Annotated in this window: 19 protein-coding genes; 3 read left to right on the top strand and 16 right to left on the bottom strand. The window is 69.3% G+C overall.

Going from position 1 to position 21232, the window contains the following annotated elements:
- From murC to PYV02_RS13770, 11 genes are all read right to left on the bottom strand, one after another.
- Window positions 1-1404, bottom strand: a complete 1404-nt coding sequence (murC, locus tag PYV02_RS13820; protein WP_275759647.1) for a UDP-N-acetylmuramate--L-alanine ligase — start codon at window positions 1402-1404, stop codon at window positions 1-3.
- Window positions 1401-2498: a UDP-N-acetylglucosamine--N-acetylmuramyl-(pentapeptide) pyrophosphoryl-undecaprenol N-acetylglucosamine transferase gene (locus tag PYV02_RS13815; protein WP_275759646.1), complete on the bottom strand. Its 1098-nt coding sequence runs from the start codon at window positions 2496-2498 to the stop codon at window positions 1401-1403. The genes murC and PYV02_RS13815 overlap by 4 nt, the downstream gene beginning before the upstream one ends.
- Window positions 2495-3757 (bottom strand): putative lipid II flippase FtsW, encoded by a 1263-nt coding sequence (ftsW, locus tag PYV02_RS13810; RefSeq protein WP_275759645.1) that lies wholly within the window; start codon window positions 3755-3757, stop codon window positions 2495-2497. The genes PYV02_RS13815 and ftsW overlap by 4 nt, the downstream gene beginning before the upstream one ends.
- Complete coding sequence (murD, locus tag PYV02_RS13805) at window positions 3699-5255, bottom strand: UDP-N-acetylmuramoyl-L-alanine--D-glutamate ligase (RefSeq protein WP_275759644.1); 1557 nt, start codon at window positions 5253-5255, stop codon at window positions 3699-3701. Before murD ends, ftsW begins: the two co-directional genes overlap by 59 nt.
- Window positions 5240-6355 (bottom strand): phospho-N-acetylmuramoyl-pentapeptide-transferase, encoded by a 1116-nt coding sequence (gene mraY, locus PYV02_RS13800; protein WP_275759643.1) that lies wholly within the window; start codon window positions 6353-6355, stop codon window positions 5240-5242. Before mraY ends, murD begins: the two co-directional genes overlap by 16 nt.
- Window positions 6352-7749, bottom strand: a complete 1398-nt coding sequence (locus PYV02_RS13795) for a UDP-N-acetylmuramoyl-tripeptide--D-alanyl-D-alanine ligase (protein ID WP_275759642.1) — start codon at window positions 7747-7749, stop codon at window positions 6352-6354. The genes mraY and PYV02_RS13795 overlap by 4 nt, the downstream gene beginning before the upstream one ends.
- 46 nt (window positions 7750-7795) lie before the next feature.
- Window positions 7796-9553 carry a peptidoglycan D,D-transpeptidase FtsI family protein gene (locus PYV02_RS13790; protein WP_275759641.1) on the bottom strand — a complete coding sequence of 586 codons (1758 nt, stop codon included), beginning with the start codon at window positions 9551-9553 and terminating at the stop codon, window positions 7796-7798.
- A 7-nt stretch (window positions 9554-9560) separates the two neighbouring features.
- Window positions 9561-10121, bottom strand: a complete 561-nt coding sequence (gene ftsL / locus PYV02_RS13785) for a cell division protein FtsL (protein WP_275759640.1) — start codon at window positions 10119-10121, stop codon at window positions 9561-9563.
- On the bottom strand, window positions 10118-11068 hold the full coding sequence (rsmH, locus tag PYV02_RS13780; protein ID WP_275759639.1) for a 16S rRNA (cytosine(1402)-N(4))-methyltransferase RsmH: 951 nt from the start codon (window positions 11066-11068) through the stop codon (window positions 10118-10120). Before rsmH ends, ftsL begins: the two co-directional genes overlap by 4 nt.
- A 102-nt stretch (window positions 11069-11170) precedes the next feature.
- Window positions 11171-11602, bottom strand: coding sequence for a division/cell wall cluster transcriptional repressor MraZ (mraZ, locus tag PYV02_RS13775; protein WP_275759638.1), 432 nt, complete (start codon window positions 11600-11602; stop codon window positions 11171-11173).
- Window positions 11603-11992: 390 nt separating this feature from the next.
- Window positions 11993-12367, bottom strand: coding sequence for a DUF3040 domain-containing protein (locus PYV02_RS13770; RefSeq protein ID WP_275759637.1), 375 nt, complete (start codon window positions 12365-12367; stop codon window positions 11993-11995).
- A gap of 74 nt (window positions 12368-12441) precedes the next feature.
- Between PYV02_RS13770 and PYV02_RS13765 the strand changes: the two genes are divergently transcribed.
- Window positions 12442-13563, top strand: a complete 1122-nt coding sequence (locus tag PYV02_RS13765; RefSeq protein WP_275759636.1) for a polyprenyl synthetase family protein — start codon at window positions 12442-12444, stop codon at window positions 13561-13563.
- Window positions 13564-13586: 23 nt separating this feature from the next.
- Here PYV02_RS13765 and PYV02_RS13760 read toward each other — a convergent pair whose 3' ends face one another.
- The gene (locus PYV02_RS13760; RefSeq protein ID WP_275759635.1) at window positions 13587-13928 is read right to left on the bottom strand and encodes an Rv2175c family DNA-binding protein; all 342 of its coding nucleotides are present in this window, start codon (window positions 13926-13928) and stop codon (window positions 13587-13589) included.
- A gap of 508 nt (window positions 13929-14436) precedes the next feature.
- Between PYV02_RS13760 and PYV02_RS13755 the strand changes: the two genes are divergently transcribed.
- Window positions 14437-15564, top strand: a complete 1128-nt coding sequence (locus tag PYV02_RS13755) for a LysM peptidoglycan-binding domain-containing protein (protein WP_476693114.1) — start codon at window positions 14437-14439, stop codon at window positions 15562-15564.
- Between the two features lie 76 nt (window positions 15565-15640).
- Window positions 15641-17569, top strand: coding sequence for a Stk1 family PASTA domain-containing Ser/Thr kinase (gene pknB, locus PYV02_RS13750; RefSeq protein ID WP_275759633.1), 1929 nt, complete (start codon window positions 15641-15643; stop codon window positions 17567-17569).
- A gap of 24 nt (window positions 17570-17593) precedes the next feature.
- On the opposite strand, the gene PYV02_RS13745 is transcribed toward pknB, so the two are convergent.
- From PYV02_RS13745 to PYV02_RS13730, 4 genes are all read right to left on the bottom strand, one after another.
- A complete protein-coding gene (locus tag PYV02_RS13745; RefSeq protein ID WP_275759632.1) occupies window positions 17594-18046 on the bottom strand; it encodes a hypothetical protein in 453 nt (150 codons plus the stop codon).
- A gap of 28 nt (window positions 18047-18074) precedes the next feature.
- Window positions 18075-19445: a class II 3-deoxy-7-phosphoheptulonate synthase gene (locus PYV02_RS13740; protein WP_420833639.1), complete on the bottom strand. Its 1371-nt coding sequence runs from the start codon at window positions 19443-19445 to the stop codon at window positions 18075-18077.
- Window positions 19446-19512: 67 nt separating this feature from the next.
- Entirely contained in the window at window positions 19513-20199 is a 687-nt protein-coding gene (locus PYV02_RS13735) for a lysophospholipid acyltransferase family protein (RefSeq protein WP_275759631.1), read from the bottom strand.
- Window positions 20200-20229: 30 nt separating this feature from the next.
- Window positions 20230-21177 carry an ROK family glucokinase gene (locus PYV02_RS13730; RefSeq protein WP_275759630.1) on the bottom strand — a complete coding sequence of 316 codons (948 nt, stop codon included), beginning with the start codon at window positions 21175-21177 and terminating at the stop codon, window positions 20230-20232.
- Window positions 21178-21232: the final 55 nt, after the last annotated feature.

Here is a 21232-nt window from a genome sequence, read left to right as displayed (position 1 = left end):
TCATCCGCCCGCCGGCACCTTCTCGAGTGACGCGAGCAACTGCGGCACGATGCGGTACACATCGCCACAGCTCAGGGTCATGATGATGTCGCCCTCGCGCGCGATCGCCGCCGCGCGATCGGCCGCCTGCTGCCAGTCGGGTAGGTAGTCCACGTTCGCCTGGTCGGCGAAACGCTCGGAGACCAGGGCGCCGGTCACCCCCGGCACCGGATCCTCCCGCGCACCGAAGACGTCGAGCACGATCGTGTGATCCGCGAGAGCCTCATAGGTCTCGGCGAACTCGCCGGCCATCGCCTGGGTGCGACTGTACAGATGCGGCTGATGCACCGCGATGATGCGCCCGGAACCGACGACGGTGCGCGCCGCGCTGAGCGCCGCGGCGACCTCGGTCGGGTGATGGGCGTAGTCGTCGTAGACGCTCACGCCGCGCACCGTGCCGTGCAGCTCGAAGCGTCGCTCGGTGCCCCGGAATGCGGCGATGCCCTCGAGCGCGGCACGGGGCTCGAACCCGAGCCCGACGAGCACGGCGAACGCGCCGGCGGCGTTGATCGCGTTGTGCCGGCCTGGGACGGCCAGCCGACTCGAGTAGTCCTCGCCCTGCCACGAGACGGTGAACGCGACCGGCCCGTCGGTGACGATGGAGTGCACGCGCACGTCGGCGGCGGCATCCTCACCGAAGGTGAGCACCCGTCGATGGGAGAGTCGGCGTGCCACGCGCAGCGCGCCGGGATCGTCGCTGGAGATCACGACGAGCTCCGAGGCCTTCGCGGCGAACTCGACGAAGGCGGCGTCGAAGGCGTCATGGTCGCCGTAGTGGTCCAGGTGGTCGGCATCGACGTTGGTGATGAGCGCGACGGCCGCGTCGTAGAGCAGGAACGAGCCGTCGGACTCGTCGGCCTCGACGACGAAGAGCTCCCCCGCACCGAATGCCGAGCTCACCCCGAGCGACTGGATCACGCCGCCGTTGACGAAGCTGGGATCGGCGCCGAGCTCCAGCAGCGCCGTGATCAGCATGCCGGTCGAGGTCGTCTTGCCGTGGGCGCCGGCGACCGCGACGAGACGGGCGCGGTTGATGAGCCAGGCCAGCGCCTGCGAGCGGTGGAGCACGGGGATGCTCCGCCGCACCGCCTCGAGATACTCCGGGTTGTCCGGCCACAGCGCGCCCGTGTACACGAGCGCCTCGGCATCGCCGAGATTCGCCGCGTCGTGGCCGATGGACACCGTGGCGCCGAGCGCGCGCAGATCTTCGGTGTTGTGGTTCTCGGAGCGGTCGGAGCCGCTCACGCGGTGCCCCGAGGCCAGGAAGAGGCGCGCGATGCCGCTCATGCCCGAACCGCCGATGCCGACGAAGTGCACCGAGCCGAGCTCGTCGGGCAGGGGCATCGAGAGGTCGGGCTTGATCATCGGGAGTCGATTCTACGCGGCCCGGCTTCGAGCGCCCGGTCGATGAGCGCGACCATGCGATCGGTGCCGTCGAGGGTGCCGACCGTGACGATGCGGGCGGCCATCTCCGCGATCCGCGCACGGTTGCGCAGCAGCGGCACGAGGTCGGACGAGACCCACTCCGGCGTGAACGCGGCATCGGCCACGAGCAGCGCTCCCCCGGCCTGCACCGCCTCTCGCGCGTTGAACCGCTGCTCGCCATTGCCCACGGGATAGGGCACGAACACGCTCGCGATCCCCAGCCCGGAGACCTCGGCGACGGTGGAGGTGCCGGCGCGCCCGAGCGAGAGATCGGCGATGGCGAGGGCGAGATCCATGCGGTCGCAGTACTTGAGCGCGTGATAGCCGGGCAGGCTCGCGTCGATCGTGTCGCGGTATTCGCCGGTCACGTGCAGCACCTGCCAGCCCGCGCCGAGGATCGTGGCGGCGGCCTGCGCGATCGTGTCGTTGATGCGCTTGGCGCCGGACGACCCACCGGTCACGAGCAGAGTCGGCTTCGCCTCGTCGAGGCCGAAGAACGCGACCGCTTCGCGCCGGGCCGCGAACCGGTCCAACTGCTCGATCTCCGGTCGCAGCGGCATACCGACGAACTCGCCGCCGCGGATGCGGGTGCCGTGGAACGCCACCCCGACGAATGGGGTGATCCTCGCGCCCAGGCGGTTGGCGATGCCCGGTTTGGCGTTCGCCTCGTGGATCGCCAGCGGCGTGCCCTCCGCGCGGGCGGCCAGGTAGGCCGGGGCGCTCGCGTAGCCGCCGAAGCCGACCACGACGTCCACGCCGTGCTCGCGGATCATCGCGCGCACCTCGTCGACCGCACCGCGCAGGGCGGCCGGGAAGCGCAGCGCGGCCCGGTTCGGGCGACGCGGGAAGGGCAGTCGCGCGATCGTGAGCAGTTCGTACCCGCGCTCGGGCACGAGACGGGCCTCGAGGCCCTCCCTGGTGCCCAGCACGAGGATGTTCGCCCCGGGGTCGCGCTCGCGCAGCCGATCGGCGACGGCGAGCAGGGGGTTCACATGGCCGGCGGTTCCACCACCGGCCAGCAGGTAGGTGGTCATGCGCGCGAGCGTACCCGCTGCGGCACACGGGCGGGCGCCGGGACGACCAGCTCGTCTCGTCCCTTGCGTGCGAACGACAGCACGATGCCGATGCCGAGCAGCGTGGCGATCAGCGCCGAGCCACCGGAGGAGATCAGCGGCAGCGGCACGCCAAGCACGGGCAGCACCCCCAGCACCACCGCGATGTTGACGAACGCCTGCCCGATCACCCAGACCATGACGCCGCCGACCGTGATGCGCGCGAAGGGGTCTCGCGTCGACCGGATGATGCGCACGAACGCGATGGCGAGCACCACGAACAGCGTCAGCACGACGAGCGCGCCGATCAGCCCGAGCTCTTCGCCGATGATCGCGAAGATGAAGTCGTTGGATGCCTCGGGCAACCAGTTCCACTTGCTGTCCGAGTTGCCCAACCCCCGCCCGAAGAGCCCGCCGGCCGCGAGGGCCCAGAGGCCGTGCTCCACCTGCCAGCAGTAGTTCTGGTAGTCCTCCGGGGTGCAGCCGTTGAGCCAGACCTGGATGCGCGAGGCGCGCGAGTCGCTCGTGAAGGCGAACAGCATCCCGAGCACGGCGAGTCCGACGGCGGCGACACCGATGAAACGCAGCCGCACGCCGGCGAAGTAGAGGCAGCCGAGCACGATCAGGATCATGATCGTCGCGGTGCCGAGGTCACGGCCGATGAGCACGAAGCCCACCGCGGCGCCGGCGACGGGAGCGATCGGCAGCGCGACGTGCTTCCAGTCGTCGAGCAGATCCTGTTTGGTGGAGAGCACCCAGGCGACCCACACGATGAGGGCGATCTTGACGAACTCCGAGGGCTGCGCGGTGAACCCGCCGATCTGCAGCCAGTTCTGATTGCCGCCGTAGCCGTAGCCGAAGCCCGGGATGAACACCAGCAGCTGCAGCGCACCGCCCACGAGCAGGGCCGGCCATGCCCAGCGCTTCCAGAACTGCGGAGGCATGCGCGAGGCGAGCAGCATGAGCGGCAGGCCGATGATCGCATAGAGTCCCTGCCGTGCGAACTGGCCGAAGAAGCCCTCGCCCGCGGTGAACGACTCGATCGACGACGACGAGAGCACCATGACGAGGCCGAAGATCACCAGGAAGACCGTCACGCCGAGCAGCAGGAAGTAGTTGGCGCCCTCCGCCGCGAACAGGCGACGCACGGGCACCACCGCGACGGCAGGACGCGACGGCGGCTCAGTGACCGGTCGGCGGCCCGGCTGGCCCGGCCGCGGGGGGTGTCGCGTCGTGGTCATCGACTGCGCCTCCCGTGTGCTCGATCACGGCCCCGGCGAATCTCTCGCCGCGGTCCGCATAGTCCGTGAACTGGTCCATGGATGCCGCAGCCGGGGCGAGCAGCACGACGTCGCCGGGCTGCGCGACCGCGGCGGCAAGACGCACCGCCTGCGGCATCACAGCTTCATCCTGCGTGGGGACGACGACGAACACCGGCACGTCGGGCGCGTGTCGCCCGAATGTCTCAACCACCGGTTCAGGGTTCGCCCCGATGATCACCGCGGCACGCAGCCGCCCGGCGTGCGCCGTGACGAGCGGCGCGAGGTCCACGCCCTTCAGCAGACCGCCGACGAGCCAGACGACGTGCTCGAACGAGCGCAGGGCGGCATCCGCCGCGTGCGGGTTGGTGGCCTTCGAGTCGTCGACCCACAGCACCCCTTGCGTCGAGGCCACGGGCTCGGTGCGGTGATGGTCGACGCGGAAACTCGCGAGACCGGTGCGCACCGTGCTCGGCGACACGTCCAGCGCGCGAACGAGCGCGCATGCCGCGAGCACGTTGGCGACCATGTGCGGCGTCGCCAGGCCCGCCTCCGCGAGTTCGCCGTGCGTCGTCAGCTCGAGGGCGGAGCTGTGCCGCTCGGCCAGGAATGCCCGATCGACCACGATGCCGTCGACGAGACCGAAGTCGCTGGGGCCGGGGGTGCCGAGATCGAAGCCGATCGCGCGGCATCCCTCCTGCACCTCGGCGTCCTCGACCATGCGGCGGGTGGCCTCATCGGCCTTGTTGTAGACGCAGGCGATGCGGGTGTTGGCGTACACGGTGGCCTTCGCCTCCGCGTAGGCGGCACGGGAGCCATGCCAGTCGAGATGATCGTCGGCGACGTTCAGGCAGACGCTCGCGGCGGGCGCGAGTGCGCCGGGACCGGTGCGCGGCATCCAGTGCAGTTGGAAGCTCGACAGCTCGACGACGAGCACGTCGAGCGGGTCCGGCAGCCGAATGGCGTCAAGCACCGGGATGCCGATGTTGCCGGCGGCCATCGCCCGGCGGCCGTCCTCGAGCAGCAAGTGGGTCGCCAGCTGCACCGTGGTCGTCTTGCCGTTCGTTCCGGTGACCGTGATCCAGTCCGCGGGCGCGCCCGCCTTGTCGCGCAGCCGCCAGGCCAGTTCGATGTCGCCCCACACCGGGATGCCGCGCTCCGTCGCCCAGGCGAGGGTCGGATGATCCGGGCGGTAGCCGGGCGAGACGACCACGAGTTCGGGGTCGAAGGCCTCGACCTCACCGGGCACGGCGTCGTCGGGATGCACCACCACGGTGGCGGCGATCACCGCGAACAGCTCCGCGTAGCGGTCGGAGACCTCCGCGGTCGCGACGACCACCTCGGCGCCGAGCTCCGCGAGCGTGTCGGCCGCGGCGAAACCGGTGACGCCGGCTCCGAGCACCAGCGTGCGCAGGCCACGCCAGTCGGCGTGCCAGCTCGTCAGGACATCGAGATCTCGCACCGCTACTGGTTGACCCATTCGAGATAGAACAGGCCCACGCCGACCGCGACGAAGAGTGCCGAGATGAGCCAGAACCGCACGACGACGGTGATCTCGGCCCAGCCCTTGAGCTCGAAGTGGTGGTGCAGGGGGCTCATCAGGAAAAGACGGCGGCCCTGACCGTATCGCCACTTCGTCACCTTGAACCAGAATCGCTGCACGATCACCGAGCCGGTGACGACGAGGAAGAGGCCGCCGATGATCACGAGCAGCAACTCCGTGCGGCTGAGGATGGCGAGGGCGGCGAGGGCGCCGCCGATGCCGAGAGAGCCGGTGTCGCCCATGAAGATCTGGGCGGGCGAGGTGTTCCACCACAGGAAGCCGATGAGGGCGCCGACGATCGCCGCCGCGATGATCGCGAGGTCGAGCGGGTCGCGCACCTCGTAGCACTTGTAGAGGTTGTCGCCGAGCACGTCCACGCCGTTCGCGCAGGACTGGTTGAACTGCCAGAACCCGATGAAGATGTAGGCCGAGATGGCGAAGATCGCGGCCCCCGAAGCGAGACCGTCGAGGCCGTCGGCGACGTTGACGCCGTTCGAGGCGGACACGATGATCGCCGTGGCCCAGAGCGCGAACAGGATGAACCCCGCCACCGCACCGAACGCGGCGAGGTCGAGCCAGTGGATGTCGCGCACCGCCGAGATCATCGACGAGGCCGGAGTCAGCCCGTGCCGGTCGGGGAAGTTCAGCGCCAGGGCCGCGAAACCGCCGGCGACGATCACCTGACCGGCGATCTTCGACCATCCGCCCAGGCCCAGGCTGCGCTGGTTGCGGGTCTTGAGGAAGTCGTCGATGAAGCCGACGATGCCCAGGCCCACCATGAGGTAGATCACGAGCAGACCGGAGAGCGTGATCGGCTCCTGCGCGACCCAGTGTCCGACGAGATAGCCGATCACGGATCCGAGGATGAAGACGATGCCACCCATGGTCGGCGTGCCGTGCTTCGCGTGGTGCGACTGCGGTCCGTCATCCCGGATGAACTGGCCCCAGTGCAGCCTCGTGAACAGGCGCACGAACAGCGGGGTGAGGAACAGCGTGAACGCGAGCCCGACGGCCCCGGCGATGAGCAGGGCGATCATTCGGACAGTCCCGCCAGGCGGTCGCCGAGCGATCCGAGGCCAACGGAGTTGGAGGCCTTCACTAGCACGACATCCCCGGGGCGCAACTGATCACGAAGCACATCGTATGCCGCGTCGGCATCGGTCACGAGCACCGACTCCCCGTCCCACGACCCCTCGAGGCCCGCGGCGTTGTGGATGTGGCGCGCATCGTGACCGACGATCACGAGCTGGCTGACGTTCAGCCTCACCGCCAGTCGCCCGATGCGATCGTGCTCCTCGTCGGAATAGTCGCCGAGTTCCGCCATCGCCCCGAGCACCGCGAACGAGCGTCCATCGCCGCGCACCTGGGCGAGGGTCTTGAGCGCCGCGGCCATCGAATCCGGGCTCGCGTTGTACGCGTCGTTGATCACCGTGTAGCCCTCGGGCGCGATCAGCACCTCCATGCGTCGGCGTTCGGCCCGCACCATGGACTCCAGCGCCGCCACCGACCGGCCGACCGGAACCCCGAGGGCGCGAGCCGCGGTGATCGCCGCGAGGGCGTTCGACACGTGATGCTCCCCCAGGATCCGCAGGGTCACCGGGGTGCGCTCGCCATCGGCGACGACGACGAACGAGGTGCCGGATGCCGTGACCTCCACCTCGTCGGCCCGCACCTGTGCCGACGCCGACAGCCCGAACCACAGCACGCTCGCGACCGTCAGCGCGGCCATCGCCGCCACCCGGGAGTCGTCGGCGTTCAGCACCGCGACCGCGCTCTCCGGCAGTTCGGTCACGATCTCCGCCTTCGCGCGCTCGATCGTCTCGATGTCGCCGAACTTGCCGATGTGGGCCAGCCCGACCTTGAGCACGACCGCGACGTCGGGCACCACGATCGAGACGAGACGGGCGATGTCGCCGACGGCATCCGCGCCCATCTCGACCACGAGATAGCGGGTGCGCTCGTCGATGCCGAGCATCGTGAACGGCGCGCCGACGTCATTGTTGAACGACCCCGGCGGCGCGACCGTGGGGCCTTCGGCTGCGAGGATCGCGGCGAGCATGTTCTTCGTCGAGGTCTTGCCGTTGGACCCGGTGATACCCACGACACGCAACTCGCCGAGCGACCTCACGCGGGCGACAACCTCGCGGGCGAGATCGGCGAGCGCTCGCACGCCGTTCGCCACGATCACCTGCGGCACATCGACGTCGAGCTCGCGCTCGGCGACCACGAGCGCGGCGCCGTTCGCGACGGCAGCCTCGGCGAAGAGGTGGCCGTCGGTGACCTCTCCCGGCAGTGCGAAGAAGATCGAGCCGGACTCGATGCGGCGCGAGTCGGTGTGCACCGACCCGGAGACGGTGAGTGCGGCATCCGTCGGTCGCACGATCGTGCCCGACACGGCCGCCGCGATCTCCCCGATGCTGAGCTCGATCACGCTGCTTGGCTCGTTTCTTGGCTCGGGGACCGCGCCCCGCACGAGGTCACCAGGTCAGCGGCAACTGGTTCGCGGGGGTGGTCGAGGGCGGGACCCGGTAGGTCGTCAGCACGTGGGCCATGACGTCGCGGAAGGTCGGTGCGATCTTACCGGAGATGTCCATGCGGGGCAGGCCCGCGCTGACCAGCACGACGTACTGCGGATCGTCCGCGGGAGCGAGGCCCACGTAGGAGATCACCGACTGATTGCCGTAGACGCCGTTCTCGGCGACCTCCGCCGTGCCACTCTTGGCGGCCACGCGGTAGCCCGGGATGGTGAGATCGTCGGCCGAGTAGCTGTGCTGCGCGACCATCTCCATCATGTTCACGGTCTGCTCGGCCGCCGATGCCGAGACGACCTGCCGACTCTCGCCGCCGGGCACATCGGTCATGGTGCCGTCGGGGCGCTCGCACCCGGTGGTGAGCTTGACGGGCACCCGAAGCCCGTCGTTGCCGAGCGTCTGGAACACGCTCGCCATCTGGATCGCGGTCGCGGTCATGCCCTGGCCGAACTGCACCGTGTAGTTCGTGCGCACGTCCCACTCGTCGGCGGGGTGCACGGTGCCCGCCGCCTCACCGAGGAAGCCGGCCTCGGTGTAGTCGCCGAGCCCGAAGTCGATCATGTAGTCGTGCCGGCTCTGCGCGTCCAGCAGGTCGGAGAACTGCGAGACGGCGGTGTTGGACGACTCGACGATGGCGCCCGCGAGGGTGAGGCGCTCGTCCGGGTGCGGCACGGCATCCTTGATGTTGCCGCCGTCGGAGAGGTACAGACGATACGGCGCGACCACCTGGGATGCCACGGTCGCGGCCCCGGAGTCCAGCAGCGACGCCGCCGTGAGCGGCTTCATGATCGAGCCCGGCTCGTAGGGCAGCGTGAACGCTCGCGAGCCGAGGATGAGCTCGCCGTCCGCGTTACGGGGAGCGTTGTCGACATCGTTGGGATCCAGGCTCGGGTAGTCGGCGACGGCCATGAGCGCGCCGTCGGAGACTCGCATGACGACGCCGATCGTCCAGAGCGCGCCGAGGTCGTTGAAGGTCTGCACCATGCGCTGCTGCACGTAGTACTGCAGGTCTCGGTCGATCGTAAGATGCAGCGTTCCGCCGTCCTTGGGCTCCTCGACCGTGACGACACTGCCGGGCAGTTGCACGCCGTCTTCGCCGCGCTCGAACGTCGCCTCGCCATCGCTCGAGGCGAGGCACTCGTTCTCGCTGTACTCGAGCCCGCCGCTGCCCTCGCCGGTCGCACCGTTCGTGCCCAGGTAGCCGACCAGGTTGCCCGCGATCGCGCCGTTCGGGTAGGTGCGGGCGGGCCGCAACTCGAAGTAGACCCACGGGATGTCGAGGTCGCGCACCGCGTGGAACACGTCGAGCGTGACGCCCTTCGCCAGGTACGCGAAGTCGGACTCCGGATCGGCGGTGAGCGCCGCCATCAGCTCGTCCGGCTTCTGTCCGGTGATCGCGGCGATGTCGGCGAGCGATTGGGCCACGGAGCCGTTCAGCTCCGTGCGCCCGAGCGCGCTGCGCGGCGAGGCCGTGATGTCATAGCGCTCCACCGATTGCGCCAGCACCTCGCCGTTGGCGTCCACGATGTTGCCGCGGACTCCGTACAGCGTGAGCGACTGGGCGCGCTTGTCGAGCGACTCCGCGTTCAACTCGTCGGCCTGCACCAGCTGGATGTCGATGAGGCGCACCGCGAACACCGCGACGATCGCGAAGACCGCCATCACCGCGAGGGAGATGCGTGCTCGGCTGCGTCGTGTTCTCATGAGGGCCTCAGTGCGTCACGGGTGTCGGGATCTCGTCGACGGTGGTCGACGGGGCCGTCGGCGGGGGCACAACCACGGTGCCCGCTGCGCCCTGCGGCGCTTCGGGGTTCACCAGCGCGACACCGCTGAGCATCGCGTTGGGCACGAGATTGCACGTGCCGCCGCACGGCACGGCGCTGCCTGGCACCTCGAAGATGGCACCCGTCGACAGGTCGAGCGAGTAGGGGCGCCCCGGGTTCGGCACCATGCCCAGGTGCGCGGCCTGCGCCGCGAGGTTCTGGGTGGAGGCGAGCACGGCGAGCTGCTCCTGCAGCGACTGCTCGCTGCGCAGCAACTCCTTCTGCTGCGTCTGCAGCGACTGGATCTGGTACGCCCCGTCGGAGACGACGATGCTCAGCAGCAGTTGCGCCGCGAAGATCAGGAACAGGCTCGCGACCGTGACGACCGCGTAGGCGACCTTCGGTCGTGCCCTGCGCTGCGCTCGGGTCGTGACGACCTGCAGCGGCGGACGCTCCGCCGGGCGGGTGGTGGGGCGCGTGGCCGGACGCGCGTAGGCGAGGTTGCTCATGCCGCACGCACCCGTTCCACGGCGCGCAACCGCACCGGCGTCGCCCGCGGGTTGCTGGCGCGCTCCTCGTCACCGGCGAGCTCCGCACCGCGCACGAGCAGCTTCAGCTCCGGTCGGTGCTCGGGCAGCTCGACCGGCAGGCCGGCCGGCGCGGTGGAGGTCGAACGCGCCTGGAGGGCGCGCTTGACGATGCGATCCTCGAGCGACTGGTACGAGAGCACGACCATGCGACCGCCGAGCGCGAGGGCGTCGATGGCGGCGGGGATGGCACGCTCGAGCACCGCGAGTTCCTGGTTGACCTCGATGCGCAGCGCCTGGAACACGCGCTTGGCCGGATGACCGGCCCGCTGGGCGGCGGCCGGCGTGGCGGCGATGATCAGCTCCACGAGTTGGGCCGAGGTCTCCAGCGGCCGCTCCGTCCGCTGCTGCACGATGCGGCTCGCGTATCGGGGCGCGAGCTTCTCGTCGCCGTAGTCGTAGAAGATGCGCCGCAGCTCGGACTCGGAGTAGGTGGCGAGGATGAGGGCCGCGGTGCGCTCGTTCGTGGCATCCATGCGCATGTCGAGCGGGGCATCCTGCGAGTAGGAGAATCCGCGCTCGGTGCGATCGAGCTGCAGCGACGAGACGCCGAGATCGAAGAGGATGCCCTCGACCGCCGTGATGCCGAGGTCGCGCAGCACGCCCGGCAGCTCGTCGTACACGGCATGCACGAGGTGGATGCGGTCGGCGAACGGCGCGAGGCGCTCCCCCGCGATGGCCAGGGCGTCGGTGTCCCGGTCGATGCCCACGAGCGTCAGGCGCGGGAAGCGCTGCAGGAACGCCTCGGCGTGCCCGCCCATGCCCAGGGTCGCGTCGACGAGCACCGCGCCGTCGCGCTCGAGGGCGGGCGCGAGCAGCTCGACGGTGCGCTCGAGCAGCACGGGAGTGTGGATGTCGTTGGTCGCCATGATCGTGTGGGTCCGGTCCCCGGATGCTGATCCCCATCCGTTGCGACCTGGCTCCGGGGAAGTGGAGTCAGGGCGTACGGCTGAGGGTCGGCATCAGGGGGCCTAGAACAGGCCCGGGAACACCTCCTCCGACGTGTTGACGAACTCGGATTCGGTGGATTCGTAGTACGCGTCCCAGGTGGCGGTGTCCCAGATCTCGGCGCGACCGCCCGCACCGATCACGGTGAGGTCGCGTTCGAGCCCCGCGTACTCGCGCAGCGAGACCGGCAAGGTGATGCGGTTCTGCTTGTCCGGGATCTCCTGGCTGGCCCCCGAGAGGAACAGCCGCTGGAAGTCGCGGCTCTGCTTGCTCGAGACCGGAGCCTGCCGCATCTTCTCGACGACCGACTCGAACTCGCGCTGACTGAACACGTAGAGGCAGCGATCCTGACCGCGGGTGACGACCATGCCGCCGGAGAGCTCATCCCGGAATTTGGCCGGCAGGATGACGCGCCCCTTTTCGTCGAGCTTCGGGGCGTAGGTGCCAAGGAACACAGCACACACTCCCCTCGTTCTCCGGCCAGGATTCAGGTTTGCCCCACTTTACTCCACTTTCAACCACGAAACCTATGATTTCGTGCGAATTGTGCCCCGGTTCGCCTCAACATCCCAGTAAGTACGCGGAGAAACCTAGTGGAGGAAAGTGGATGACCATCCCACTCCAAGACCCCTCCCACGCCGCCTCCGCCTCCCGGCAGCGCCCGACTGTGCAGTTTCTGCGGGTCCGCGCGCGCTGCACCGGCAGAAACCGCACACTCGCGGCGCCGGAGCGGAGGCGGAGTCGGAGCGGAGGCGGAGGCGGAGGCGGAGGCAGCGGGATGCGGGGCGGGCGCACGAAAAAGGGGGCCGATCCGAAGATCGACCCCCTTTCGGGAAGACGTGGTGCTAGTCGCGGCCCTCCTGGCGGCGGTCCCAGCGGTCGTTCAGCGTGTCCATGAAGCGGCTGCCGCCTCCGGAACGGGTCGTGGTGCGCGAGGAGGCAGCGGGCTCGCCGGCTTCCCGACGAGGCGGGGCCACCGCGAGCAGCACGCCGACGAACATCACGGCGAAGCCGAGCACGCCGACGAGCGGCTGCTGGATGATGACCCCGGTGACCAGCAGGCCGATGCCCAGCACGGCAACGAGCACGCCCACGACGACGATCGTGTAGTTCGGGCGGCCTCTGCGAGGGCTGACGGTCGCGACGAAGTCGGCGTCGTTCTGATAGAGGCTGCGCTCCATTTCTTCCAGGAGGCGCTGCTCCTGCTCGGAAAGTGGCATCCTGTTCCCCTCAAGGCTCGGGCTGGTGCGTACTCGCTCATAGTACGCCTCGCTCACCTGGCTAGGCTAGGCAAGTGGCTGAGAGTACCCGGTTAGTCGATCTCGTACAACAGTCCGTCGATTCGTTCCTCGCGGCGCGTGCCGCCGAGTTCGGTGAGATCGCTCCCGAACTCCTGCAGTTCACGGATGCCGCCGCTGCGTTCCTCGCCGGAGGCAAGCGTTTCCGGGCGCTGTTCTGCTACTGGGGCTGGCAGTCCGTGCGTGCCGCCGGCGACGGCTTCGACCCCCTGCCGGACGAGGACGTCTCGGCCGACCTCCCGGGCATCGTGGATGCCGCGGCGGCACTCGAGCTGTTCCACGCAGCCGCGCTCGTGCACGACGACATCATGGACCGCTCGGACACCCGGCGCGGCGCCCTCTCCACGCACCGCCAGTTCGAGGAGCACCATCGCCGCGCCGGCTGGGCCGGGAGCGCGTCGCAGTTCGGCGAATCCGCGGCACTGCTGCTGGGCGATCTGCTGCTGGGCTGGAGCGACGAGCTCTTCGACCGCGGCACGGCCTCCCTCGGCAGCGGGGATGCCGCACGCGCCGGCCGCGCGGAGTTCGCTCGCATGCGCACCGAGGTCATGGCCGGGCAGTATCTCGACATCCTCGAGGAGCACGCCTGGGTGACCCAGCCGGAATCGGAGGCGATCCCGCGGGCACAGCGGGTGATCGTCTACAAATCCGCGAAGTACAGCATCGAAGCGCCGCTGGCGATCGGCGGGGCACTCGGCGGGGCGAGTCTGGCCCAGCTCGCGGCGCTGCGCGCGTTCGGGCTTCCCCTCGGCATCGCCTACCAGCTGCGCGACGACCTGCTCGGCGTGTTCGGGGATCCCTCGGTCACCGGAAAGCCGGCCGGAGACGATCTGCGCGAGGGCAAGCGCACCGTGCTGATCGCGCTGGCCAGACAGGCCCTGCCGACGGCAGCCCGCAACCTGATCGATGAGCTGCTGGGCGATCCCGAGCTCGACGCGCAGCAGGTGGAGATGATCCGCACCGCCCTGCGCGACTGCGGTGCGGTGGCCCAGGTCGAGCGGGTCATCGAGGCGAACGTGCGTCAGGCCCGCGAAGCGCTCGCCGGGGCGCCGTTGACGGCCTCCGCCAGGGCGCACCTCGCCGAACTCGCCGAGACGGTCACGCGTCGGGTGGCCTGACCGCTCTCAGCACCTGACCGCCCTCAGAATCCGAGGGCCTGCGCGACCCGACGCACCTCGGCCTTGCGTCCGGCGCGCAGGGCGTCGATCGGCGAGACCCCGAGGCTCTCCTCCGGGCTCAGCAGCCAGTGCATCGCCTCGTCGTCGTTGTAGCCGGCGTCGCCGAGCACCATCAGGGTGCCTTTGAGCTCGTGGACGACCTCCCCGTTCGCGATGAACTGCTCGGGAACCTTCCAGATGCCGTCGACCCTGGTCGCGAGCAGTGCGCGGTCCTCGATGAGACGGCGCACCTGGCTCACCTTGAGGCCGAGCAGTTCGGTCAGGTCGGGAATCGTCAGCCAGGTGACGGCTGGAAGTTCTGTCACCCCTCAAGACTTTCATGTCCGAGCGCTCTCGCACCGCAAGAGCGCGGAGGTGCGAATGTTTCGAACAAGTAAATTCAAATCACACCAATAACATTGGTTGACTCCTTAATGGTTCTGTGACACGTTGGTAGTTCGGTGCCGTCAACTCGAAGGCACCTACCTCTCGGGCCGGGGAGCTGGAGACATGAACGAGGATCGAAGCCAGGGGGATTCGGCACGGACGGTGTTCGCCGGACTCGTGCCCAACATCCCCGCCGAGGACGGTCAGCATCAGCGCAGCCGCGAGCACGCACGCATCGCGCGCGGTGTGCGACACACCGTGCCGATCCTGCTCGTGGGGTCGATGGCCGCGACGATGCTCAACGTCGGCGGTGCCGTCGAGTCCGCCGAGGCGAAGCGTCCGCCGAAGCCGAAGGCCGCGGCATCCGGCCTCGGCGCCACGGTCAAGCAGGCCATCGCGGCTGCGAACGCGACCGTCGCCAGCACCGCCAGCGCGATCGCCAAGACCATGACCGTCACCGCCCCGCCCACCACCTACCGCGTGGTCGCGGGCGACACCGTCAGCGACATCGCGGGCCGGTTCGGGCTGTCCACGGCCTCCGTGCTCGCGCTCAACGGCCTGGGCTGGTCGTCGCTGATCTTCCCCGGCCAGGAACTGAAGCTCTCCGCCTCCGGGCCCGTCACGCCGGTCGCGGCCGTTGCGGACACCGCCTCGAACGGCCGCTACACGATCGTCGCGGGCGACACGATCTCGGGCATCGCCGCCCGGTTCGGTGTCTCCACCCTCTCGGTGCTCACCGCGAACGGACTGGGGTGGAGCAGCATCATCTATCCCGGGCAGACCATCGCGATCCCGGGCGTCGTGCATCCCGACGACATCGCCCAGCAGGCGACGGCGCCCGAGGGCGACGCCCCGGAGCAGACCGCGGATGACACGCCCGCCGTCGATGCGGCGCCGGTCGTCACCGAACCCGTCGTCGAGGTCGCACCCCCGGTCGAAGCCCCGCCCGCTCCCGCGCCGCCCGCGCCCGCCGCACCGGCCGACGGCAGCTACACCATCGTCGCCGGAGACACCGTCTCCGGCATCGCCGCCGCATTCGGCATCACCACGCAGGCGCTGCTCGACGCGAACGGTCTGGACTGGTCCAGCGTCATCCACCCGGGCGGCACCCTCGTGATCCCGGGTGCGACGACTCCCGTGCTCAACGCCGTCCCCACCTCGAGCGGCGGATCCATCACGTACCTGAACGATGAGATGCGCGCGAATGCGGCGATCATCGTGCAGGTGGGGCGCGAGCAGGGCGTGCCCGACTACGGCATCATCATCGCACTCGCGACGGCGATGCAGGAGTCGAGCCTGCGCAACCTCACCTGGGGCGACCGCGACTCCGTCGGGCTGTTCCAGCAGCGACCGAGCTCCGGTTGGGGCACGGTGGAAGAGCTCACGAACCCGCGCCACGCGGCCTACACGTTCTACCAGGGACGCGCCGGCTACACGCGCGGCCTGCTGGACATCGCCGGCTGGGAGACCATGCCGCTCACCGTTGCGGCCCAGCGCGTGCAGATCTCCGCCTACCCGGACGCGTACGCGAAATGGGAGGCCTCGGCGCGCGCCTGGTTCGCCGAACTCGGGTGAAGCCCGCGACCCACCGAACCGCCGGTGTGCCGTGTCCCGGGGCATCCACACATGCGGCGAACTTTAGACTCGACGCGTGAGTGTCAACAGCACCGATCCGATGATCGGCCGTCTCCTGGACGGTCGATACCAGATCCGCTCACGCATCGCCCGCGGCGGCATGGCCACCGTGTACCTCGCCACCGACCTCAGGCTCGAGCGCCGCGTGGCCATCAAGGTCATGCACGGGCACCTCGCCGACGACTCGAAGTTCAAGGAGCGCTTCATCCAGGAGGCGCGCTCGGCGGCGCGGCTCGCGCACCCCAACGTCGTCAACGTCTTCGACCAGGGCCAGGACAGCGACATGGCCTACCTGGTGATGGAATACCTACCCGGCATCACGCTGCGCGACCTGCTGCAAGAGCACAGGCTGCTGAACACCGAGCAGACCCTCGACATCATGGAAGCCGTGCTCTCCGGACTGGCCGCCGCGCACAAGGCGGGCATCGTGCACCGCGACCTCAAGCCCGAGAACGTGCTGCTGGCCGACGACGGTCGCATCAAGATCAGCGACTTCGGGCTTGCGCGCGCGGCATCCGCGCAGACGGCGACCGGCGCGCTGCTGGGCACGATCGCGTATCTCTCCCCCGAACTCGTCACCCGGGGCATCGCGGATGCGCGCAGCGACATCTACGCCGTCGGCATCATGATGTACGAGATGCTCACGGGCGAGCAGCCCTTCAAGGGCGAGCAGCCGATGCAGATCGCCTACCAGCACGCGAATGAGACGGTGCCGCGTCCGAGTGCGCGCAACGCCAAGGTGCCACCGGAGCTCGACGAGCTCGTGCTGTGGGCCACGGCGCGCGATCCGGAGGACCGGCCGAAGGATGCTCGCGCGCTGCTCGACCGTCTGTACGAGACCCATAGCCTGCTGATGACCGCGAACCCGACCACGGGCATGCAGCGCACCATGGTGATGCCGAGCGCCGGCAGCAGCGCGGCACCGGCCGTGCACGGACCCACGGCCGAGACGCAGGTGCTCGGATCGCGCGTGGGCCCCTCCGCGGTCGCGGTCGCGGATCGCACGGCCGCCGCTCCCGGTCGCCGTCGTCGGCGCCTGTGGTGGCTCATCGCCGCGGCGGCCCTGGTCGTTGCGATCGCCGCGACCGCGGGCTGGTACTTCGGCGCCGGGCCGGGGTCGCAGACGCAGATCCCCGCCTCCATCGAGAACCTGTCGGTGGATGAGGCCCGCGTCGCCCTCGAGGAGCTCGGTCTCACGGTCTCCGAGACGGTCGGCGAGATCGACTCCCCCACCGTGCCAGTCGGCTTCGTCGCGCAGACCGATCCGGCCCTCGGCAGCTACGTGCCGAGGGGGTCAGAAGTGCAGCTGCTGGCCTCGACGGGACCGAAACCGATCACCGTCCCGGCGTTCGCGGGCATGACCGAGGATGACGCGAAAGCCGCGATCGAGGCGGCACCCTTCACCTTCGACCGCAGCATCCAGCAGTTCGACGCGAGCGTCGCGGCCGGCATCGTGATCGATGCGCTCGCCGCCGACGGCACGAGCCTCACGGGCGTCGCGACCTACGGCGAACTGCAGAAGGTGACGCTCGTGGTGTCCGTTGGTCCCCTGCCGGACCTCGCCGGGCGCAGCGTCGACGAGGCGACCAACGCGCTGAAAGCGGTCGGGCTCGAGCTTGGGGCCGTGCGCGAGGAGGAGCACAGCGACACGATCCCGCAGGGCGCCGTGATCCGCGCGCAGCTCGGGGACGGCAGCCAGCCGGTGCGTGTCGGCGACACCGTGGACCTCATCACCTCCATGGGTGTGGAGCAGGTGACGATCCCGGACGTCGTGGGCCAGACCTGGGCGGAGGCGAAGCAGCAGCTGATCGACGCTGGCTTCGATCTGGACTACAACATCTTCGCGGACGTGCAGCCGACCCTCGTGATCGTGTCGGGCCTCGAACCCGGCGGCGGCGAGCTCGCCCCCAAAGGCAGCACGGTTCGCGTGAGCTTCAGTTTCTGAAACGCGGGCCCGACTGCCGAGCGGTCATCCGGTTCTGCTGAACTCCATCACCCAGTTTCGCTCCCAGGTCTGGCCGTCGTCGGCGGAGAACTCCTGCTCCCATCGCGCCGAAGTCGGGGTGATCTCGGACCAGATGAAATGCGCCCTGACCGGCGTACCCAGGTGGGTGTCATCGCCGTAGAAGTCACCGCGCCCGTTCGCGAACCTCCCGACCACGGGTGGGAAGAGTCGGCCCGTGGTGCTGTCGGCCCAGTAGATCGACCACTCCCCGGTCTGCTGGTCCTGCAGGCGGATGGTGGCACCGGCGAAGCCCTCACTGGGGCAATCCATCTCGTCGACGTTGCCGATCCCACCGAGGAGCGGACGCACCCACATCGTGGCTTCGAACCGGTACCAGTCGGCGCTGCCAGCGAACAGTTGGCGCAGCCGCGTATTGGTGACAACCCACTCGCCGTGCAGAAAGTCGAAATCGCTCATGCGGACAGCATGGCGTGCGGCACCGACCTCAGAACGCGACGAGCTCCTCGGCAACCAGGAACGCGAGCTCGAGCGACTGCATGTGATTGAGCCGCGGGTCGCACAGCGACTCGTAGCGCGTCGCGAGGGTGGCCTCGTCGATCTGCTCCGAACCGCCCAGACACTCCGTGACGTCGTCGCCGGTGAGCTCGATGTGGATGCCGCCCGGGTACGTGCCCGCAGCGCGATGCGACTCGAAGAAGCCCTTGACCTCGTCGACCACATCGTCGAAGCGGCGCGTCTTGTAGCCGGTCGGCGTGGTGAGCCCGTTGCCGTGCATGGGGTCGGCGACCCACAACGGCATCGCCTCCATGCCCTTGATCGCCTCGAGCAGCGGCGGCAGCGCGTCGCGCACCTTGCCGGCACCCATGCGAGTGATGAAGGTCAGGCGGCCGGGCTCCCGCTCGGGGTCGAGCTTGTCGATCAGGCGCTCCATGTCGTCGGCCGACGTGGTCGGACCGAGCTTGACGCCGATCGGATTGCGCACTCGCGAGAAGTAGTCGACGTGCGCGCCGTCGAGGTCGCGGGTGCGCTCACCGATCCACAGGAAGTGGGCGCTGGTGTTGTACGGCGTGCCGGTACGGGAGTCGATGCGCGTCATCGGCCGCTCGTAATCCATGAGCAGACCCTCGTGGCTCGAGTAGAACTCGACCCGCTTGAGCTCGTCGAAGTCGGCCCCTGCCGCCTCCATGAACTTGATGGCGCGGTCGATCTCGTTCGCGACCTTCTCGTAGCGGTGGTTCGCGGGGTTCTGCGCGAAGCCCTTGTTCCAGGAGTGCACCATGCGCAGATCCGCGAACCCGCCCTGGGTGAAGGCGCGCACGAGATTGAGGGTCGAGGCGGCCGTGTGGTAGCCCTCGACCAGACGGTCCGGATCGGCGCGCCGCGACTCGGGGGTGAAGTCGTAGCCGTTGACGATGTCGCCACGGTAGGCCGGCAGCGTGACATCCCCACGGGTCTCGGTGTCGCTCGATCGCGGCTTCGCGAACTGACCGGCCATGCGGCCCATCTTCACGATCGGCTTGGATGCGCCGTAGGTGAGCACGACCGCCATCTGCAGGATCGTCTTGACCCGGTTGCGGATGTTCTCGGCCGTCGCACCGGCGAAGGTCTCGGCGCAGTCGCCGCCCTGCAGCAGGAAGGCGTCACCGCGCGCGGCGCGCGCCAGCCGCTCGCGCAGGATATCCACCTCGCCGGCGAAGACCAGCGGGGGCAGGGTCGCGATCTTCGCGGATGCCGCGCCCACCGCATCCGCGTCAGGCCACTCCGGCTGCTGCTTGATCGGCAGAGTCCGCCAATAGTCGAGGCCGGCGATCACTTCCGGATCGGCGAGCACGACGGGTTCGGACGGGTCTACCACGAGCGGTTCCTTACAGACGGACGGATGCACAACAGCTTCCCAGCCTACCGTCCGGCAGAGGGTGCACTCAGCGGGCGGCGGTCAGGCGCTCCTTGACCGAACTGGCGTACACGTCCGAGTATTCCTGCCCGCTGATGCGGCTGATCTCGTACATGATCTCGTCGGTGATGGAGCGCAGGATGAAGCGGTCGCCCTCCATGCCCTCGAAGCGCGAGAAGTCGAGCGGCTCGCCCACGATGATGCCCACACGGTGCACCTTCGGCATCTTCGTGCCGGTGGCCATCACCTTCTCGGTGTCGATCATCGCGACCGGTACCACCGGCACGTGACCCTCGAGCACCATTCGCGCGACGCCGGTGCGGCCGCGGTAGAGCTTGCCGTCCGGGCTGCGCGTGCCCTCCGGGTAGATGCCGAGCACCTGGCCACCGGCCAGCACTCGGAGGCCGGTGTTCAGTGATGCCTCGGAGGCCTTGCCGCCCGAGCGATCGATCGGCAGCATCCCCGTGCTCTTGAAGAACAGGCGCACGAGCGCGCCCTTGACGCCCCGGCCGGTGAAGTAGTCGCTCTTGGCGAGGAACACGATCGGACGATCGATCATCAGCGGGAGGAACACCGAGTCGACGAACGACAGGTGGTTGCTCGCGAGGATCACCCCACCGGTGCGCGGGATGTTCTCGACACCCGAGATCCACGGGCGGAACACCGTCTTGACGATGGGCCCGACGATGAGGTTCTTGAAGAACCAGTAGATCACTGCCAACCTCCCGGCGAGGAAACCACCACTCTACCGCGACGCCGCGTGCACGCGGGCGAGATCTGCGGCGCCGACGACCCCGGCATCGTTCGCGAAACGCGCCACCACGAACTCCGGCTCGGGGTGGTACCCGCGCGCCGGCACGTGCTGGCGGTAGGCCTCGCGCACCGGATCGAGCAGCAGGTCGCCGGCGATCGCCACTCCCCCGCCGAAGACGAACAGCTGCGGATCGAGCACGGCGCCGAGGCTCGCGCACGCCTGACCGAGCCATTGTCCGAGCTGCTCGAGCGCATGCCTGGCTCCGGGATCACCGTCGGCGATGAGTCCGCCGACGATCGTGCCGTCGAGAGTGCCGTGCTGCTCGCGAGCCGCAGCCAGCGCGAGCCCGATGCCGCCGACGTCGGCGATCTCGTTGGCCATGCGCAGCAGCGCGCGCCCCGAACCGTATTGCTCGACGCAACCATGCTCCCCGCAACCGCAGGGCAGGCCGTCGGGCACGAGCCGCAGATGCCCGAGCTCACCACCCGCACCGAACCCGCCGCGGAACAGGCGGCCCTCGCTGACGATGGCGCCACCGACCCCGGTGCCGATGGTCAGCATCGTCATGTCGCGCACGCCCTGCCCGGCACCGAACCGGTACTCGGCCCAGCCCGCGGCGTTCGCGTCGTTGTCGATCGTGATGTCGAGGTCGAGGCGCTCGCGCAGACGCTCGCGCAGCGGCTCGTTGCGCCAGTCGATGTTGGGGGCGTAGTAGACCGTCGACTGCTCAGCGTCGATGAACCCCGGTGCGGCCACCCCGGCCGCGGAGATCTCGCGGTCCACCGAGAGCCGCTCGATCATCCCGACCACCGCATCGATGATCGCCCGGGAATCGCCCGCATCGGTCGCGACCCGCTCCTCGGCGAGGATCACGCCCGAATCGTCGACCACGCCTCCCGCGATCTTCGTTCCGCCGATGTCGATTCCGATGGCATGCACGAGCATCGAGCCTACCGATCGCGCGGATCGGTGCAGAACCGACCATTCGCCAGCC

This window comes from Antiquaquibacter metalliresistens, assembly GCF_029211225.1.
In the GTDB taxonomy this organism is placed as follows: Bacteria; Actinomycetota; Actinomycetes; order Actinomycetales; family Microbacteriaceae; genus Rhodoglobus; species Rhodoglobus metalliresistens.
Note: the sequence above shows the minus strand (reverse complement) of the source record. Positions and strands in the feature narration are given on the sequence as shown.

Excerpts from the sequence above, each read along its gene's own strand:
- murC (WP_275759647.1), bottom strand. The coding sequence starts at position 1,404 with ATGATCAAGCCCGACCTCTCGATGCCCCTGCCCGACGAGCTCGGCTCG.
- PYV02_RS13815 (WP_275759646.1), bottom strand. The coding sequence starts at position 2,498 with ATGACCACCTACCTGCTGGCCGGTGGTGGAACCGCCGGCCATGTGAAC.
- ftsW (WP_275759645.1), bottom strand. The coding sequence starts at position 3,757 with ATGACCACGACGCGACACCCCCCGCGGCCGGGCCAGCCGGGCCGCCGA.
- murD (WP_275759644.1), bottom strand. The coding sequence starts at position 5,255 with ATGGGTCAACCAGTAGCGGTGCGAGATCTCGATGTCCTGACGAGCTGG.
- mraY (WP_275759643.1), bottom strand. The coding sequence starts at position 6,355 with ATGATCGCCCTGCTCATCGCCGGGGCCGTCGGGCTCGCGTTCACGCTG.
- PYV02_RS13790 (WP_275759641.1), bottom strand. The coding sequence starts at position 9,553 with ATGAGAACACGACGCAGCCGAGCACGCATCTCCCTCGCGGTGATGGCG.
- ftsL (WP_275759640.1), bottom strand. The coding sequence starts at position 10,121 with ATGAGCAACCTCGCCTACGCGCGTCCGGCCACGCGCCCCACCACCCGC.
- rsmH (WP_275759639.1), bottom strand. The coding sequence starts at position 11,068 with ATGGCGACCAACGACATCCACACTCCCGTGCTGCTCGAGCGCACCGTC.
- PYV02_RS13770 (WP_275759637.1), bottom strand. The coding sequence starts at position 12,367 with ATGCCACTTTCCGAGCAGGAGCAGCGCCTCCTGGAAGAAATGGAGCGC.
- PYV02_RS13755 (WP_476693114.1), top strand. The coding sequence starts at position 14,437 with ATGACCGTCACCGCCCCGCCCACCACCTACCGCGTGGTCGCGGGCGAC.
- PYV02_RS13745 (WP_275759632.1), bottom strand. The coding sequence starts at position 18,046 with ATGAGCGATTTCGACTTTCTGCACGGCGAGTGGGTTGTCACCAATACG.